Consider the following 15520-nt stretch of genomic DNA (forward strand, 5'->3'; position numbering starts at 1 on the left):
ATCAGAAACCCCACAGAATCTGCACGCCCCAGACGAACATCGCGAACATCGCGATGCCACACACGGCCTGGAACAGGAAACGCACACCGGTCGCCCACTTGCCCAGCGCCATCGGCGTCAGGTAGTCGGTGGAGATGGTCCACATGCCAACCCAGGCGTGCACGCTCAGTGCAACAAGGGCCAGCAGGCTGAAGATGCGCATTGCGGCATGCGAGAACAGACCATGCCATTCGGCGTAGCCCATACCCGGATTACAGATCACATAGCCCAGCAGAAACAGCGTGTAAGCCGCGAGAACGACCGCAGAAACGCGCTGAGCCATCCAGTCATAGAGGCCCGAACGCGAGAAATTCGTGACATTAGTTACCATATCCACACCCCCAGCAGCACGATCACGACCGCCGAGACGGCGATGACGATTTGCGAGCCCAGCTTGCCGCCTTCCAGCGTCTCACCGATGCCCATGTCCATGATCAAGTGGCGTACACCGGCCACCAGGTGGTACAGCAGAGCGGACAACAGACCCCAGATCACGAACTTGGCCAGCGGACTGGTCAGGCATTCTTTCACCTGGGCGAAGCCCTCCTCGGAGGTCAACGACTTGTCGAGGCCATACAGCAGAATGGCGATACCGACAAAGAGGATGACACCGGAGATACGGTGAAGAATGGACGTGTAAGCGGTGATCGGAAGCTTGATAGTCCGAAGGTCTAGGTTTACAGGTCGTTGGCTATTCACGGCTTTTTTATCACACTGAGAGCCCCTAACGATCAGGGCAAAGTTGTTGGGAAGTGCACTGGCAAGGTACCCATCACCCAATGAGTGACAACCGCCATGACACGGCCCTAAAGCCTGTGGCGGTCGGCCGCAGAGTATAGACAGTTAGCAGACTAATGACAATGCAATGCCCTCCCCCAAAAAGCGCATTGCAGCCTTTAAACAAATGGCGTAAATAGCGCCCTTTTTTCGCTGAAAATACCGTTCAAACCCTTCTACTGCCTGGGTTCTCGCAAATTGACTTTCGGATTTATCCCACTATAGTGGTGCGGGCCCTGCGTGGGGGGCTGTCTGATGATTTCAAGCATAACTAGGAGGCCACATATGGCTGACAAAAAAGCGCAGTTGATCATCGAGGGCAATGCCCCCGTCGAACTGCCCGTTCTGACCGGCACTGTTGGTCCCGATGTAATCGATGTGCGGAGCCTGACCGCCACGGGTCGGTTCACCTTTGATCCTGGTTTCATGTCGACCGCCTCTTGCGAGTCGAAGATCACCTATATCGACGGCGATCAAGGCATCCTGCTGCACCGCGGCTACCCCATCGAGCAGCTCGCCGAGCAGTCTGACTACCTGGAAACCTGCTACCTGCTGCTCAATGGCGAACTGCCGAGCAAGGAAGAAAAGGCCAAGTTCGTCAGCACCATCAAGAACCACACCATGGTTCATGAGCAGCTGAAGACCTTCTTCAACGGTTTCCGCCGCGATGCCCACCCGATGGCCATCATGTGCGGCGTGGTTGGTGCCCTGTCCGCCTTCTATCACGACTCGCTGGACATCAATAACCCGCAGCACCGCGAAGTCTCGGCCATGCGCCTGGTGGCCAAGATGCCGACCATCGCCGCCATGACCTACAAGTACTCCATGGGTCAGCCCATGATGTACCCGCGCAATGATCTGAATTACGCGGAAAACTTCCTGCACATGATGTTCAACACCCCGTGCGAGATCAAACCGATCAGCCCGGTGCTGGCCAAGGCGATGGACAAGATCTTCATCCTCCATGCCGACCATGAGCAGAACGCCTCCACCTCCACCGTACGCCTGGCTGGCTCCTCGGGTGCCAACCCGTTCGCCTGTATCGCAGCCGGTATCGCCGCGCTGTGGGGCCCGGCACACGGTGGCGCCAACGAAGCCGTACTGGCCATGCTCGACGAGATCGGTGACGTTTCGAACATCGACAAGTTCATCGCCAAGGCCAAGGACAAGAACGACCCGTTCAAGCTGATGGGCTTCGGTCACCGCGTGTACAAGAACCGCGACCCGCGCGCCACCGTGATGAAGCAGACCTGCGACGAGGTCCTCGGCGAGCTGGGCATCACCAATGACCCGCAGCTGGAACTGGCCATGCGCCTGGAAGAGATCGCCCTGACCGATCCCTACTTCAAAGAGCGCAACCTGTACCCGAACGTCGACTTCTACTCGGGCATCATCCTCAAGGCCATCGGCATTCCGACCTCGATGTTCACCGTTATCTTCGCCCTGGCACGTACCGTGGGCTGGATCTCGCACTGGAAGGAAATGCTCTCGGGTCCGTACAAGATTGGCCGCCCGCGCCAGCTGTACACCGGTTACGAGCAGCGCGATCTGCCGACCAACCGCGACTGATAGCACCGCGAGACGAAAAAGGCTGCCAATCTGGCAGCCTTTTTTATTGCCTGGCGAGTATCTCGCTCAGCGCCCTTCCACTTTCGCCCGCAAGCCCTGCAGTGTCTGCAGCGGTGCATCGACGACGAAGCTGTTGGCCAGCCAGGAGGGCACGCTTCCACCCGGTTCGGTGTGCACCTCGTAGGTCACCTCCACCCTGCCCTGATCCAGCGGTTTGAGATGCCACTCGCCGTCGACACGCTGCACCCGCACGAAATCCTTCTCCTCCGGCAATCGCTGCGGCACCGCCTTGAGCAGGCGCGTGACAGCGCCGTCGGCATCGGTGCGCGTGGTCACCTGGATCACCGAATCACGCGCCTTCACCGGCCAGGGCATCTCGAAACGGGTGTACAGCTCGCTCACATTACCCTCGGTCTCGAGCAGTCGCTGCTGCTGGCAGCTGAAGATCCAGGAGCAGGACCCCGCGACATCCTCCTGCGCCGCCTGTACCGCGGCCAGGTCAGCGTTGATCGTCACCACACCGCGATAGGCCTTGTACTTGGATCCGGGCACGTCAGCCAGGTAAACGCTCACACCGTCTTCTTCGCGCTCCAGCTGCCACTGCCTCTCGGCAGCCTGGACAGCGGTCGCGCACAGCAGCATGGCCAGAACGGAATAACGCATCATCTTCGAGCAACTCCCGGTGGGACTGTTTGCGTTTCGACCCGCACGGGCCGTGAGCGGTTCACATCGTCAGGCAGTCGCCTGCTCCAGCCAACCCAACATACGAATGGCGCTTTCGCGATCATCCGCGCACAGCTGCTCTTCCGCCTTGAACCCACTGCACACTGCGGGCCTCTCCGGGCGACCGAAGATGGCGCAGAGAAACTCGGCATTGAGATGGATACAGCGCACGCCAGCGGGCTTGCCGTCAGGCATGCCCGGAATCGGTGAACTGATGGAAGGCGCGATGCAGCAGGCACCGCAACCGGCACGACACTCCATGAAACGACCTCGACAGGAAGCGAACGGCGGCGATCCTAATGACCTCCGCGCTTGCCGTCGAGGCCTTTGGCGATCAGCGGTTACGCTGCAGGCGAGCCAGCAGGCTGGAGGTATCCCAGCGCCCGCCGCCCATGGCCTGAACGTCGGCGTAGAACTGATCTACCAGCGCCGTCACAGGCAGTTGGGCACCGTTGCGACGCGACTCGTCGAGCAGAATCGACAGATCCTTGCGCATCCAGTCGACCGCGAAACCGAAATCGAACTCGCCCGCCAGCATGGTCTTGTAGCGGTTTTCCATCTGCCAGGACTGCGCCGCGCCCTTGCTGATCACATCGACCACCGCATGGCCATCCAGCCCCGCGCACTGAGCGAAGTTGAGCGCCTCTGCCAAACCCTGAACCAGACCGGCGATGCAGATCTGATTGACCATCTTGCTCAACTGGCCGCTGCCGGCCGGCCCCATCAGACGCATCATCCGCGCGTAGCTCTGGATGACCGGCTCGGCAACCGCATAGGTTTCGGCCTCGCCACCGACCATCACGGTCAGCACGCCATTGACCGCACCGGCCTGACCACCGGATACCGGCGCATCGAGAAAACCCAGGCCACGCTCGGCCGCAACAGCTGCCAGCTCACGCGCCACATTGGCCGAGGCGGTGGTGTGATCGACCAGAATGGCGCCCGGCGCCATACCGGCGAATGCACCCTGCTCGCCCAGAATCACGCTGCGCAGGTCGTCATCATTACCGACGCAACACATCACCAGTTCGGCGCCCGCCACCGCCTCACGCGGGATCGGCGCAGAGCTGCCGGCATATTCACCCATCCATTGCTCGGCTTTGCCCGGCGAGCGGTTATAGACCGTCACCTGATGCCCTTTGCGAGCCAGATGCCCGGCCATCGGATACCCCATGACGCCCAAACCGAGAAACGCGACCTTTGCCATAGCAACCTCCTGCAGATATAGGCGCCAGAGCCTAACGGGCATGGCGCGAATCATCAAAGCTTTTGCAGCACGCCCGCCCCTCATCCGACGCTACGCGCCACCTTCTCCCACAGGAGAAGAACATCAGAAACCGTCGCTGCGCGACGCTCGCGTCAACGACGTTTGCCCTGGTCGAAAAGGCCTTCCATACTGCCTGCGGTTCGATTCAGAACGGGTGCTTGAGCTTGGAGCCTTGGCCCTGATGCCAGGAACCTTTTCCATGCAGCGAGACCGAAGCGCAACAGATCGCAGACAGGTTCTAAGGAGCGCCCATGGGGCATTGGCTAGTCATCGACCTGGAGGCCACCACTGATGAGGGCGGCTGGGCGATGGAGGAAATGGAAATCATCGAGATCGGCGCCAGCCTGGTGGGTGTGGACGGCCATGAGCGGGATCACTTTCAGCGCATCGTCAAACCACAGCGCCGCCCGTGCCTGACCGACTTCTGCCGCGAACTCACCCACATCAGCCAGACCGACGTCGACAATGCAGCGCCACTACCTCAAGTCTGGGCTCAGTTCGAACGCTGGCTGATGCAGCATGCATCGCGCCTGGTCGGCTGGAGCAGTTGGGGGGATTATGATCGACGCCAATTGGAACAAGAGTGGCGCCAGCACCGCTTGCATAGCCTGCTGGCTGATGTGCCACACCTCAATCTCAAGCAGGCTTTCGCCAAGGCTCGCCAGCTACAGCGCCCGATAGGCCTGCACAGCGCGCTGCAATTGGCCGGCATGCAGTTTCAGGGACAACAGCACCGCGCCCTCGAAGATGCACGCAACACCGCGCGCCTGTTGCCGCTGGTACTGCCTCTCAAAGACTGATGACGAAGAAAAGGCGCTTGGGCATACTGGCGGCCCTTTTAAGGCCTGCCTTCGGGCCGTCGCTACGCGACGTTTAAAATGGCTCCCTGCAACTTTTCCAACCCCTTTCGAGGAATCGCAGATGTTCAAGGTCAACGAATACTTCGACGGCACCGTCAAATCCATCGGTTTCACCATGGCTGAAGGCCCTGCCACCATCGGCGTAATGGCCCCAGGCGAATACGAATTCGGCACCAGCCAACTGGAAGTCATGCATGTCGTCGCCGGCGCCCTGAACGTCAAACTGCCGGGCAGCGACAGCTGGAACACCTTCGAAGCCGGCAGCAAGTTCACCGTCGAGGCCAACAGCAAGTTCCAGCTCAAGGTGGCCGTAGACACTGCCTACCTCTGCGAATACCGCTAACAGGCCGTTGAAAAACTACCTACGTTGGCAATACCGCGTTAAAAGCGACCTCAAAATGCTCATTTACAGCTTGTAAACTCCGCTTTTTCGGTCGCTTTTGCCTTGTCTTGCCTGCCTCGCCTACGTTTTTTCAACGGCCTGGCAGCCACCAGGCGCCACGAAGAACCGGCCCCAGCGGCCGGTTTTTTCTTTGATGATCACCACCAGGACATAGCCATGTCACGCAGTGCACTTCTCGTCCCCATTGCCTTGTTGCTGGTGGCCATGGTCTCGATCCAGAGCGGCGCGTCGCTGGCCAAGAACCTGTTCCCGCTGGTCGGCGCCGAAGGCACCACAGCCCTGCGCCTGGTGCTCGGCGCGATCATTCTGTCGCTGGTGATGCAGCCCTGGCGGGCCAAACTGGATTTGCGCAAGTGCCATGCCCTGCTCGCCTACGGCCTGGCGCTGGGCGGCATGAATCTGATGTTCTACATGTCCCTGCAGAGCATCCCGCTGGGCATTGCCGTGGCGCTGGAGTTCACCGGGCCGCTGGCTCTGGCGCTGTTTTCCTCGCGCCGCCTGCTGGACTTCGTCTGGGTGATTCTGGCCATCGTCGGCCTGTGGATGCTGCTGCCAACTGGCGCCACGCAAAGCGCCATCGACCCACTCGGCGCAGCCCTGGCCCTCGGTGCGGGGGTGTGCTGGTCGCTGTACATCATCTTCGGGCAGAAAGCCGGCGCCCAGCATGGCCGCCACACCGTCGCCCTGGGCACCTGGGTCGCCGCCTTGCTGGTCTTACCCATTGGCATCTGGCATGCCGGTACCGACCTGCTGAGCGTGGACCTGCTACCCATCGCCCTCGGTGTCGCGGTACTGTCCTCGGCCCTGCCCTACAGCCTGGAGATGGTCGCCCTGACGCGCCTGCCCGCACGCACCTTCAGCGTGCTGATGAGCCTGGAGCCGGCAGTCGCGGCAATGTGCGGCCTGGCCTTTCTCGGCGAGAAGCTGCTCTGGGGCCAGTGGCTGGCCGTCGGTGCGATCATCGTCGCCTCGGCCGGGGCAGCCGCCACCATCAAACCCAAGAGCTAGGTGCCGAACTGCAACTCGGCCAAACGCGCATAGAGCGGACTACTCTCGATCAGCTCGGCATGGCTGCCGATCGCAGCCAAACGGCCATGCTCGATCACCGCAATGCGATCCGCCTGCTTCACCGTGGCCAGGCGATGAGCGATCACCAAGGTGGTGCGCCCGGCCATCAGTGACGGCAGCGCCTGCTGGATCAGGTGCTCGCTCTCGGCATCCAGCGCGCTGGTGGCCTCATCGAGCAGCAGGATCGGCGCATCGGCGAGCAAGGCACGGGCAATCGCCAGGCGCTGACGCTGGCCACCGGAAAGCCCGAGCCCGGCCTCCCCAAGATGAGTCTGGTAACCCTGTGGCAGGCGCTGAATGAACTCATGCGCATGCGCCGCCCGCGCGGCCGCCTCCACCTCGGCCTGGCTGGCATCCAGGCGACCATAGCGAATGTTGTCCTCCACCGAGCCGAAGAACAGCGCGGGATTCTGCGACACCAGGGCGAAACTGGCACGCAACTCGCGCGGATCGAGCTGATCGATAGGCACGCCATCGATGAGGATGTGCCCGCCCTGCGGGTCGAAGAAGCGCAGCAGCAGATCGAACAGCGTCGATTTGCCAGCCCCGGACGGTCCTACCAGTGCCAGCGTCTCGCCTGCCGCCACCTGCAGATCGACGCCATCAATGGCGTAGCTGTCCGAACGCGACGGATAGGCGAAACGCACATCCTGCAGCTCGATACGCCCCTGTACCGGCTGCGGCAGATGCTGCGGCTGTTCTGGCGCCACGATGGCGTTGCTGGCACGTAACAGCTCGCCGATGCGCTCGGCGGCGCCTGCGGCACGCTGCAATTCACCGATCACTTCGCTCAGTGTGCCGAAGGACGAGCCAACGATCAGGCTGTAGAACACGAAAGCCGCCAGCTCACCACCGGAGATACGCCCGGCGATCACGTCCATACCGCCGACCCAGAGCATCACCCCGACGGCGCCGAGCACCAGCACAATCACTACGGTGATCAGCCAGGAACGCTGGGCGATGCGCTTGCGCGCCACATCGAAAGCCGCCTCGGCGGATTCGCCAAAGCGGCGCTTGTCCTCATCCTGGTGGTTGTAGGCCTGCACCGTCTTGATCTGCCCCAGCACCTCGCCGACATAACTGCCGACATCGGCCACGCGGTCCTGGCTCTGCCGCGACAGCGCACGCACACGGCGGCCGAACAGCAGGATAGGCGCCACCACCAAGGGTAGAGCCAACAGAACGATACCGCTGAGCTTGGGGTTGGTGACCACCAGCAGCACGCTGCCACCGATCAACATGATCAGGTTGCGCAGTGCCATCGACAGCGACGAGCCAATCACCGACTGCAACAAGGTGGTATCGGCGGTCAGCCGCGACTGGATTTCCGAGCTGCGATTGCTCTCGTAGAAGCCAGGATGCAACTCGATCAGGTGATCGAACACCCGCCGGCGGATATCCGCGACCACCCGCTCGCCGATCCATGACACCAGGTAGAAGCGCGTGTAGGTGCCGAAGGCCAGCGCCAATACCAGCACGAAGAACAGCAGCAGGGATTGGCGCAGCGCGGCCGGCGACTGCGTGGCCAGCCCCTGATCCACCAGCAGCTTGATGCCCTGGCCCATGGACAGGGTGATCGCCGCCGTGAACATCAGGGCCAGCAGCGCGCCCAGCACTCGGCCGCGGTAAGGCGCGATAAAGCGCCAGGCCAGCCGTATGGCGCCACGCTGGCGAGAAGAAAGCATCGATGTCATGACGGGTCTCAGGAGTCAGCAGCCGAGGGCGCTTCAGCCAGCCAGGCCACTGCGCACAAGGCCAGCGCAGCCAGGTTGGTCGAAAGCGGATTGAACGCCTGGATCAACAGATGGGGGCTCAGCAGCGCAACATCAAGCAGCAACACCAGCAACACCGCGCCAGCGACCAGCAAGGGCCAACGCTGGCGCCGCACCGTCAGCAGCAGGATGCCCAGAAGGATCTCGGCAATACCGCCGACAGCCGCGATCAGCTGCGGCGCGAACAGCGGATGATCTGGCAGACCATGGGCCGCGATCATCGCCACCTCGTCAGGGCTGAGCCAGAGAATCTTCGGCGCCAGGCCATGCCAGATGAACACCAGTGCCAGAGCCAATCGAGCGAGCCAGGCGATCTGCGCCAGGCGTCGTTCAGTCATGCAAAAAGCGCTCGGCATGGTCGGCGCTGAGCAACAGGCAGACCTCGTACCGTCCGAACAGGCGGTAACGATTCAGCGCGATGCGGTCATAGCACCAATCGCGCAGCGGGCGCGGGATAAGACGCAGCCAGGCAAGTGCACGCCAGGGCTGTGGCAGGCGAGCAAGGATACGCAGCAGCGCGTTCGAGCGTACATGCAGCCCCGCCTCATCGATCAGCGCCATGGTGTCGAAACGGTCGGTCGGCAGCCCATACCAGGCCAGCAATGCCTGGCCCTGAACCGATTGCACCGAGGCCAGACGAAACTGCCGCTGCCGATCATGACGGATGAGAAACTTCGCCCAGCCGTTGCACAGCTTGCAGACGCCGTCGAACAGCACCACGCGCTCGCCAGCGGCAAGACCGGGCGGCAGCGATTGCCTGGTCATTGCGCAGCGCTCGCCTGCTGCGCATGCGGGCGGTAATGGCCGGTAATGCGGTAGGCGAACAGAATGTCCTCCTCCTGCGTGCCGCGACCGATGTTGTGCAGCACCAGCGGCGTAGCCGTTGGCGCCTGACGGTCGCTGACGATACCGATATGAGTGAGGCCACGACCCAGATCCCAGGTGACGATATCGCCGGGCCGGTATGCCGCGGCATCCTGCTTGACCGGCAGCGACCAGCCCTGACGCGTGAACCAGGTCATCAGGTTGGGCACGCGGCGGTGATCGATATTGCTGTCCGGGCGACTCAGCCCCCAATTCTTCGGATAGACGGAGAAATTGCCGCGCATGTCGCGATGCACCGCTTCCTGCAGATCCAGCCCCTGCTGACGCAGTGCGCGGATCACCACGTCGGTGCAAACCCCGGTGGTCATGGGCACATCGCCGCCCGGATAGCTCAAGCGGCGATAAGCCGGGTCATAGCTCAGGGTTACGCCCACCTGCTGGCGCGCATCGAGCACCAGCCTGTCCGCCTCGATGGCCTGCACGGCAAACGCCAGCGACCCGAGCAGCAGTGCAATCAGCATGCGCATAGCGATCTCCTATCGACTCAGGGGGTACAGCAGTTCTTCCTTATAACCAGCCCAGACCCGCACGGCATCGGGAAACGCGTCGTCCAGGCTCACGTCGCCACTGTCGACCAGCAGCGGCCGACCTTCCAGCGTCGCCAGCTTGCGCTTGGTCGCCACCACGCGCAGGCGCTCCAGCCCCACGGCGCGCAGCACGCGCGGGCTGATCTGCTGGTTGCCGCGGCCGATGATATGGCCCTGACCGCCAATCGCGGTCACCAGCAGATAAGTCGGGTGCCCTTCGACCAGGGCGAACAGCTCGGTTTCATTGACGTCGCGGGCGATGACCCGGCCATCCTCGATCACATCGACGCCGAGCAAGGTGGTTTCCAGACCAAGATTCTGCGCCAGACCGTGCAAGGTCGAGCCGGGACCGAACACGTAGCGCGCACCCGGCTCCCACTCGCTCTCGAGCCAGGCGGCCAGATCAGCCAACACCAGCTCTTCGGACTCCACGCCACCCTGCTTCACCGCCTGCACGTAGCCGCCCTCCTGCGGCACGCACAGCTCGCCGTACCAGCGCGCGGTGACGCGGCCTTCGCGCAGGGCGCTCTCGTCGATGTCACGCACCTCGCCGCTGGCCAGTCGTACCAGGCCGCCCTCCACCAGGCGCGCAGTCAGCTCGCCTGCCGCTCGCGGACTGATGGCGTAGACGCCGGACTGGATCTTCACGCCGGCCGGAATACCCAGCACCGGCTGGCCGTCCCTGACGGCGGCACAGACATCACGTGCAGTACCATCACCGCCAGCGAAGAGAATCAGCGCTACACCGGCGTCCTGTAGCTGCTGCACTGCCTGGCGGGTGTCTTCGGCAGTGGTCGGCTGTGCACCGACCTGCCCCAGCAGGCGATGCTCAAAGCCCATCTGCGCCAAAAGATCGCCACCCATGGCGCCCGGATAACTGACGAACTCGATGCGCTCGTGCAGAGTCAACAACTGCTCAAGCGCGGTGCGTGTACGTTGCGCCGCCTTTGGCTCGACACCCAGAGCCAGCGCCTGCTCGGCCATGCCGTCGCTGCCCTTGAAGGCTGCAGGACCACCCAGCCCGGCCAGTGGATTGATGATCAAACCGATATGAAAACGCGACATGAATTCCTCGCTCCACACAGGCTGGCACGCAGCCTGCTATACGACTTTCGCAATGTATTTTGTGACGGAGTTCCGCCGTCTTGGAATCTGCTTAAAGTATCGCGAGCTAGAGCCAGGCAAGGCGAAATCGGGCGAAGCACGGACTGGGCTCGCATTCGAGTTTACGAGTAGTAAATGAGCTTTCTGAGCCCGATTTCAACGCAGCATGGCCGACGCGCAGCAGACTTTGAGCAGGTTCCCAGCTGTCACCGCGCCTTCATCTGGATGTCCTAGACTGGCGCGCATTACTGATGAGGAGACAGGCCATGAGCTTGCAAGACAACGCTGCCCAGTACCCCACCACCGAACATCAACAGGAGCCGGTGGGCGGTTTTATCATTGATGGTCAGGGCCGCGAAGTGCCCATTACCGAAGAGATGATCAAACAGGCCTGCGACGCCCTGGAAGAAGGCCGCCAGCGCCCCAGCCAGCAGGCTTGAACCTACGGCGCCAGGCACGCAATGTGCCTGGCGTGCCTGTCTCAATCGCGTGGCACCAGCTTCAGCGACAGTGAGTTGATGCAGTAGCGCAACCCGGTCGGACGGGGTCCATCGGGGAACACGTGCCCCAGGTGCGCGTCGCACTTGGCGCATTTGACTTCGATTCGATGCATACCGTGGCTGTAGTCGTCGAGGCTGGCGATCACCTCGTCGTTGATCGGCTGAAAGTAGCTCGGCCAACCGCTGCCAGAGTCATATTTGGCATCCGAATCGAACAGCGCCTCACCACAGCAGGCGCAGTGGTAGATGCCAGGGGTCTTGCTGTCGTGATATGCGCCGGTGAACGGCCGCTCCGTGCCGCCCAGACGACAGACATGAAATTGCTCGTCAGTCAGCTCTTCGCGCCAGCTATCCAGGGGTTTGTCGACTTTATCCACGAACGGGGTTCCTCCTCGGTAATTGGGCAATGCGCGGCAGTACGGGCAGCACCAGCATCTGGCAGCTTCGGGGTGAGGTTACTGCGACTGCAGCGCCTCTGTGCGCCGCGTGGCAGGCCAGAAAAAAGCAGGACTGATACCTTTGCCGCGCTCAGGTCGCCACGTATGATTCGACCCCAGTCTGTCACCCACGTTACGGGCTGCCAAGATTCCCCGCCGGGAGAATTTTGCAGCGTACTTCAGTGGGTTCTCCATAGCTCGGGAATCCTTACATGCAGGTCAGCAAATCGAACAAGCTCGCCAACGTCTGCTACGACATTCGCGGGCCAGTGCTCAAGCACGCCAAGCGTCTGGAAGAGGAAGGCCATCGCATCCTCAAGCTGAACATCGGCAATCCGGCGCCGTTCGGTTTCGAGGCACCGGAAGAAATTCTTCAGGACGTCATCCGCAACCTGCCCACCGCCCAGGGCTACAGCGACTCCAAGGGGCTGTTCAGCGCGCGCAAGGCGGTGATGCAGTACTACCAGCAGAAGCAGGTCGAAGGCGTCACCATCGAGGACATCTACCTCGGCAACGGTGTCTCCGAGCTGATCGTGATGGCCATGCAGGCACTGCTCAACAACGGTGACGAGGTGCTCATCCCGGCGCCCGACTATCCGCTGTGGACCGCCGCCGTGGCGCTGTCCGGTGGCAAGCCGGTGCACTACCTGTGCGACGAGCAGGCCGGCTGGTTCCCGGACATCGCCGACATGCGCGCCAAGATCACGCCCAATACCAAGGCGCTGGTGCTGATCAACCCGAACAACCCCACCGGCGCGGTGTATTCGAAGGAAGTGCTGCAGGACATCGTCGAACTGGCGCGCCAGCACAACCTGGTCATCTTCTCCGACGAGATCTACGACAAGATCCTCTACGACGAGGCCGTGCACATCAGCACCGCCTCGCTGGCACCGGACGTGCTCTGCCTGACCTTCAACGGCCTGTCCAAGAGCTACCGTGTAGCGGGCTTCCGCTCCGGCTGGGTGGCCATCTCCGGGCCCAAGCACCGGGCACAGAGCTATATCGAAGGCCTGGACATCCTGGCCAACATGCGCCTGTGCGCCAACGTGCCGAGCCAGCACGCGATCCAGACCGCCCTCGGTGGCTACCAGAGCATCAACGACCTGGTACTGCCCAACGGCCGCCTGCTGGAGCAGCGCAACCGCGCCTGGGAGCTGCTCAACGACATTCCCGGGGTCAGCTGCGTGAAACCCATGGGCGCGCTGTATGCCTTCCCCAGGATCGACCCCAATGTCTGCCCGATCCACAACGACGAGAAGTTCGTTCTCGACCTGCTGCTGTCGGAAAAACTGCTGATCGTCCAGGGCACCGCCTTCAACTGGCCGTGGCCGGATCACTTCCGTGTGGTCACCCTGCCCCGCGTCGACGACCTGGAGCAGGCCATCGGTCGTATCGGCAACTTCCTCAAAGGTTACAGCCAGTAAGCCGACATGGACCTGCAGATCGACGATTTCTACAAGGACGCCGCCAGCGGCCTGCTCATGCTCTATCAGGCCTTCCCGCGCAAGATGGCGCTGTACGTGGAAGACCTGATCGGGCGCGAGGAGCCGGACGAATTCGGCCTGCCCAGCAAGCGTCACCAGGCCTGCCTCGGCGCGCTGCTGTGGCTGGCCGAGGAAGGCTATCTGCGTTTCGAGTCGACCATCGCTTACGACGCGCTGGATCAGGCGGTGCTGAGCGAGAAAGGTTTTCTGCGCCTGTCACGCGCCATTCCCCACGCTTTGTGCGAGGGTGAAGTGCTGCCGCCAAGCGTGCGCCGCGTACATGCCACATTGGCATTTCAGCTGCGCGAGGCCCTGGCCCAGCAGCACGGCGAGCGCACCGCCCGCCTCACTCGTCTGCTGTTCGAGAGTACGCTATAAGGTCAAGAGACATAGTTTGAAATAGTCGCTGGTTGAAAGCCCAGGGGGGGCGCCCTTATATAGCCGGCATTACTCGTACGTCTTTCCCGTGAGGAGTCCGTTCACACCATGATGCGCATTATGTTGTTCCTGGCCACCAACCTGGCGGTTCTGGTTATCGCCAGCATCACCCTCAAACTGCTGGGGGTCGACCGCTTCACCGGCCAGAACCATGGCAGCCTGCTGATTTTCTGCGCCGTGTTCGGTTTCGCCGGCTCGCTGGTGTCGCTGTTCATCTCCAAGTGGATGGCGAAGATGAGCACCGGCACGCAGATCATCACCCAGCCGCGCACCCGTCACGAACAGTGGCTGCTGCAGACCGTCGAGGAGCTGTCGCGCGAAGCCGGGATCAAGATGCCTGAAGTCGGCATCTTCCCGGCCTACGAGTCCAATGCCTTCGCCACCGGCTGGAACAAGAACGACGCACTGGTCGCGGTCAGCCAGGGTCTGCTCGAGCGTTTCTCCCCTGATGAAGTGCGCGCGGTACTGGCTCACGAGATCGGCCACGTCGCCAATGGCGACATGGTCACCCTGGCACTGATCCAGGGTGTGGTGAACACCTTCGTGATGTTCTTCGCGCGCATCTTCGGCAACTTCGTCGACAAGGTGATCCTGAAGAACGAAGACGGCCATGGCATCGGCTACTTCGTCGCGACCATCTTCGCCGAGCTGGTACTGGGCATCCTGGCCAGCATCATCGTCATGTGGTTCTCGCGCAAGCGCGAGTACAAGGCCGACGAAGCCGGTGCTCGCCTGGCCGGTACCGGCGCGATGATCGCCGCGCTGCAGCGTCTGCGCGCCGAACAGGGCGTGCCGGTGCAGATGCCCGACAGCCTGACTGCCTTCGGCATCAACGGCGGCCTGAAGAACGGCCTGGCCGGTCTGCTGATGAGCCACCCGCCGCTGGAAGATCGTATCGAGGCGCTGCGCCGCCGCGGCTGATCCATCCGTCACGGACAAAAAAGGCGACCTTCGGGTCGCCTTTTCATTGGGGCTGCCGCTAGCGGCGCGTCAGATGGAAGACTCGCTCATCCACTGCAGCGAGACCGCTATCGCTGAAACGCGGATTACCGGCCAGCACGTCCTTTTCCTCGACCATGCGCAGCGCCCAACTGGCCGCGAAATGCTGCATCACCTCAGCGTCTTCGACCGAGAATGGCGGGCCATCCATCCGCTGCTGGTCGTACACCAGGGTCACCAGCAGGCCCTGGCAGTTATCCGGCAATATCGCCTGCAGGTGGGCGGCGTAGCGCTCGCGCATTTCCGGCGGCAGGGCGATCAGCGCAGCGCGGTCATAGAAAGCCCGGCACCCGGCAACGTCGTCACGACTCAAGGCGAAAAAGTCGCCGCACAAAATCCGCAGCGTGCCCGCCTGGTAGACCGTGAACGCCCCGTGCTGCGACACCTGTGGCTGTACATCACGCTCAGCGAAGAAATCCTGCACCGCGCGCTCGGCCAGCTCCACACCGGTCACGGCATGCCCCTGCTCCGCCAACCAGACCAGGTCGAGACTCTTGCCACACAGCGGCACCAGCACCGCCGCACCTTTCGCCAGCCCGAGCGCGGACCAGTGACGACGCAGGTAGCCGTTGACCTTTTCCTGATGAAAACCGATCTGATCGCGCGCCCAGCGCTCCTGCCAGAATGTCGCGTGCATATCCACTCCCCTCACCTAAACTGGAAATAAC

At 62.2% G+C, this 15520-nt stretch carries 20 protein-coding genes; 8 read left to right on the forward strand and 12 right to left on the reverse strand.

Annotated elements, in window-relative coordinates:
* Position 1: 1 nt before the first annotated feature.
* Together sdhD and sdhC are read right to left on the reverse strand one after the other, a co-directional pair.
* Positions 2–370, reverse strand: a complete 369-nt coding sequence (gene sdhD, locus BLT86_RS06990) for a succinate dehydrogenase, hydrophobic membrane anchor protein (protein ID WP_092375599.1) — start codon at positions 368–370, stop codon at positions 2–4.
* A complete protein-coding gene (sdhC, locus tag BLT86_RS06995; RefSeq protein WP_092375603.1) occupies positions 364–738 on the reverse strand; it encodes a succinate dehydrogenase, cytochrome b556 subunit in 375 nt (124 codons plus the stop codon). Before sdhC ends, sdhD begins: the two co-directional genes overlap by 7 nt.
* Before the next feature lie 363 nt (positions 739–1101).
* Here sdhC and gltA point away from each other — a divergent pair, with 363 nt between their 5' ends.
* Positions 1102–2385 (forward strand): citrate synthase, encoded by a 1284-nt coding sequence (gene gltA, locus BLT86_RS07000; protein WP_059392428.1) that lies wholly within the window; start codon positions 1102–1104, stop codon positions 2383–2385.
* Positions 2386–2451: 66 nt separating this feature from the next.
* On the opposite strand, the gene BLT86_RS07005 is transcribed toward gltA, so the two are convergent.
* The 3 genes from BLT86_RS07005 to BLT86_RS07015 all read right to left on the reverse strand — a co-directional run bounded on the left by BLT86_RS07005 (position 2452) and on the right by BLT86_RS07015 (position 4315).
* Positions 2452–3051, reverse strand: coding sequence for an START domain-containing protein (locus BLT86_RS07005; RefSeq protein WP_092375609.1), 600 nt, complete (start codon positions 3049–3051; stop codon positions 2452–2454).
* Positions 3052–3117: 66 nt separating this feature from the next.
* A complete protein-coding gene (locus BLT86_RS07010) occupies positions 3118–3369 on the reverse strand; it encodes a YkgJ family cysteine cluster protein (RefSeq protein WP_021488966.1) in 252 nt (83 codons plus the stop codon).
* 73 nt (positions 3370–3442) lie between these two features.
* Entirely contained in the window at positions 3443–4315 is an 873-nt protein-coding gene (locus BLT86_RS07015; protein ID WP_092375612.1) for an NAD(P)-dependent oxidoreductase, read from the reverse strand.
* 311 nt (positions 4316–4626) lie between these two features.
* Here BLT86_RS07015 and BLT86_RS07020 point away from each other — a divergent pair, with 311 nt between their 5' ends.
* The 3 genes from BLT86_RS07020 (at position 4627) to rhtA (ending at position 6646) form a co-directional block, all read left to right on the forward strand.
* Complete coding sequence (locus tag BLT86_RS07020) at positions 4627–5175, forward strand: exonuclease domain-containing protein (RefSeq protein WP_021488964.1); 549 nt, start codon at positions 4627–4629, stop codon at positions 5173–5175.
* Positions 5176–5296: 121 nt separating this feature from the next.
* On the forward strand, positions 5297–5578 hold the full coding sequence (gene ppnP, locus BLT86_RS07025) for a pyrimidine/purine nucleoside phosphorylase (protein ID WP_092375615.1): 282 nt from the start codon (positions 5297–5299) through the stop codon (positions 5576–5578).
* Between the two features lie 216 nt (positions 5579–5794).
* Complete coding sequence (rhtA, locus tag BLT86_RS07030) at positions 5795–6646, forward strand: threonine/homoserine exporter RhtA (protein ID WP_075747932.1); 852 nt, start codon at positions 5795–5797, stop codon at positions 6644–6646.
* Here the strand turns inward: rhtA and BLT86_RS07035 are convergent.
* From BLT86_RS07035 to BLT86_RS07055, 5 genes are read right to left on the reverse strand one after another with little or no spacing between them, the layout of a single operon-like run.
* Entirely contained in the window at positions 6643–8400 is a 1758-nt protein-coding gene (locus BLT86_RS07035) for an ABC transporter transmembrane domain-containing protein (RefSeq protein WP_092375618.1), read from the reverse strand. The two genes, rhtA and BLT86_RS07035, sit on opposite strands and share 4 nt — an antisense overlap.
* 8 nt (positions 8401–8408) lie before the next feature.
* Positions 8409–8816, reverse strand: coding sequence for a DoxX-like family protein (locus BLT86_RS07040; protein WP_092375621.1), 408 nt, complete (start codon positions 8814–8816; stop codon positions 8409–8411).
* On the reverse strand, positions 8809–9243 hold the full coding sequence (locus BLT86_RS07045; RefSeq protein WP_092375624.1) for a thiol-disulfide oxidoreductase DCC family protein: 435 nt from the start codon (positions 9241–9243) through the stop codon (positions 8809–8811). The genes BLT86_RS07040 and BLT86_RS07045 overlap by 8 nt, the downstream gene beginning before the upstream one ends.
* The gene (locus BLT86_RS07050) at positions 9240–9830 is read right to left on the reverse strand and encodes a DUF1287 domain-containing protein (RefSeq protein WP_092375628.1); all 591 of its coding nucleotides are present in this window, start codon (positions 9828–9830) and stop codon (positions 9240–9242) included. The genes BLT86_RS07045 and BLT86_RS07050 overlap by 4 nt, the downstream gene beginning before the upstream one ends.
* A gap of 9 nt (positions 9831–9839) precedes the next feature.
* The gene (locus BLT86_RS07055; protein WP_092375630.1) at positions 9840–10955 is read right to left on the reverse strand and encodes an ATP-NAD kinase family protein; all 1116 of its coding nucleotides are present in this window, start codon (positions 10953–10955) and stop codon (positions 9840–9842) included.
* 305 nt (positions 10956–11260) lie between these two features.
* Between BLT86_RS07055 and BLT86_RS25900 the strand changes: the two genes are divergently transcribed.
* Complete coding sequence (locus BLT86_RS25900; protein WP_167377313.1) at positions 11261–11434, forward strand: PA1571 family protein; 174 nt, start codon at positions 11261–11263, stop codon at positions 11432–11434.
* Positions 11435–11475: 41 nt separating this feature from the next.
* Here BLT86_RS25900 and msrB read toward each other — a convergent pair whose 3' ends face one another.
* A complete protein-coding gene (msrB, locus tag BLT86_RS07060) occupies positions 11476–11871 on the reverse strand; it encodes a peptide-methionine (R)-S-oxide reductase MsrB (protein ID WP_017676757.1) in 396 nt (131 codons plus the stop codon).
* A gap of 272 nt (positions 11872–12143) precedes the next feature.
* Between msrB and BLT86_RS07065 the strand changes: the two genes are divergently transcribed.
* The 3 genes from BLT86_RS07065 (at position 12144) to htpX (ending at position 14774) form a co-directional block, all read left to right on the forward strand.
* A complete protein-coding gene (locus tag BLT86_RS07065; RefSeq protein WP_092375632.1) occupies positions 12144–13355 on the forward strand; it encodes a pyridoxal phosphate-dependent aminotransferase in 1212 nt (403 codons plus the stop codon).
* Positions 13356–13361: 6 nt separating this feature from the next.
* Positions 13362–13793 (forward strand): hypothetical protein, encoded by a 432-nt coding sequence (locus tag BLT86_RS07070; RefSeq protein ID WP_092375634.1) that lies wholly within the window; start codon positions 13362–13364, stop codon positions 13791–13793.
* Between the two features lie 108 nt (positions 13794–13901).
* Positions 13902–14774 carry a protease HtpX gene (gene htpX, locus BLT86_RS07075; protein ID WP_092375640.1) on the forward strand — a complete coding sequence of 291 codons (873 nt, stop codon included), beginning with the start codon at positions 13902–13904 and terminating at the stop codon, positions 14772–14774.
* Positions 14775–14832: 58 nt separating this feature from the next.
* On the opposite strand, the gene BLT86_RS07080 is transcribed toward htpX, so the two are convergent.
* Positions 14833–15489, reverse strand: coding sequence for a thiopurine S-methyltransferase (locus BLT86_RS07080; RefSeq protein ID WP_092375643.1), 657 nt, complete (start codon positions 15487–15489; stop codon positions 14833–14835).
* Positions 15490–15520 lie beyond the last annotated feature (31 nt).

Source organism: Pseudomonas sihuiensis, from assembly GCF_900106015.1.
GTDB classification, from domain to species: domain Bacteria; phylum Pseudomonadota; class Gammaproteobacteria; order Pseudomonadales; family Pseudomonadaceae; genus Aquipseudomonas; species Aquipseudomonas sihuiensis.

Excerpts from the sequence above, each read along its gene's own strand:
- BLT86_RS07020 (WP_021488964.1), top strand. The coding sequence starts at position 4,627 with ATGGGGCATTGGCTAGTCATCGACCTGGAGGCCACCACTGATGAGGGC.
- BLT86_RS07015 (WP_092375612.1), bottom strand. The coding sequence starts at position 4,315 with ATGGCAAAGGTCGCGTTTCTCGGTTTGGGCGTCATGGGGTATCCGATG.
- htpX (WP_092375640.1), top strand. The coding sequence starts at position 13,902 with ATGATGCGCATTATGTTGTTCCTGGCCACCAACCTGGCGGTTCTGGTT.
- BLT86_RS07065 (WP_092375632.1), top strand. The coding sequence starts at position 12,144 with ATGCAGGTCAGCAAATCGAACAAGCTCGCCAACGTCTGCTACGACATT.
- BLT86_RS07045 (WP_092375624.1), bottom strand. The coding sequence starts at position 9,243 with ATGACCAGGCAATCGCTGCCGCCCGGTCTTGCCGCTGGCGAGCGCGTG.
- BLT86_RS07040 (WP_092375621.1), bottom strand. The coding sequence starts at position 8,816 with ATGACTGAACGACGCCTGGCGCAGATCGCCTGGCTCGCTCGATTGGCT.
- BLT86_RS07070 (WP_092375634.1), top strand. The coding sequence starts at position 13,362 with ATGGACCTGCAGATCGACGATTTCTACAAGGACGCCGCCAGCGGCCTG.
- rhtA (WP_075747932.1), top strand. The coding sequence starts at position 5,795 with ATGTCACGCAGTGCACTTCTCGTCCCCATTGCCTTGTTGCTGGTGGCC.
- ppnP (WP_092375615.1), top strand. The coding sequence starts at position 5,297 with ATGTTCAAGGTCAACGAATACTTCGACGGCACCGTCAAATCCATCGGT.
- BLT86_RS25900 (WP_167377313.1), top strand. The coding sequence starts at position 11,261 with ATGAGCTTGCAAGACAACGCTGCCCAGTACCCCACCACCGAACATCAA.
- BLT86_RS07005 (WP_092375609.1), bottom strand. The coding sequence starts at position 3,051 with ATGATGCGTTATTCCGTTCTGGCCATGCTGCTGTGCGCGACCGCTGTC.
- BLT86_RS07055 (WP_092375630.1), bottom strand. The coding sequence starts at position 10,955 with ATGTCGCGTTTTCATATCGGTTTGATCATCAATCCACTGGCCGGGCTG.
- BLT86_RS07010 (WP_021488966.1), bottom strand. The coding sequence starts at position 3,369 with ATGGAGTGTCGTGCCGGTTGCGGTGCCTGCTGCATCGCGCCTTCCATC.
- gltA (WP_059392428.1), top strand. The coding sequence starts at position 1,102 with ATGGCTGACAAAAAAGCGCAGTTGATCATCGAGGGCAATGCCCCCGTC.
- BLT86_RS07050 (WP_092375628.1), bottom strand. The coding sequence starts at position 9,830 with ATGCGCATGCTGATTGCACTGCTGCTCGGGTCGCTGGCGTTTGCCGTG.
- BLT86_RS07035 (WP_092375618.1), bottom strand. The coding sequence starts at position 8,400 with ATGACATCGATGCTTTCTTCTCGCCAGCGTGGCGCCATACGGCTGGCC.
- sdhD (WP_092375599.1), bottom strand. The coding sequence starts at position 370 with ATGGTAACTAATGTCACGAATTTCTCGCGTTCGGGCCTCTATGACTGG.
- BLT86_RS07080 (WP_092375643.1), bottom strand. The coding sequence starts at position 15,489 with ATGCACGCGACATTCTGGCAGGAGCGCTGGGCGCGCGATCAGATCGGT.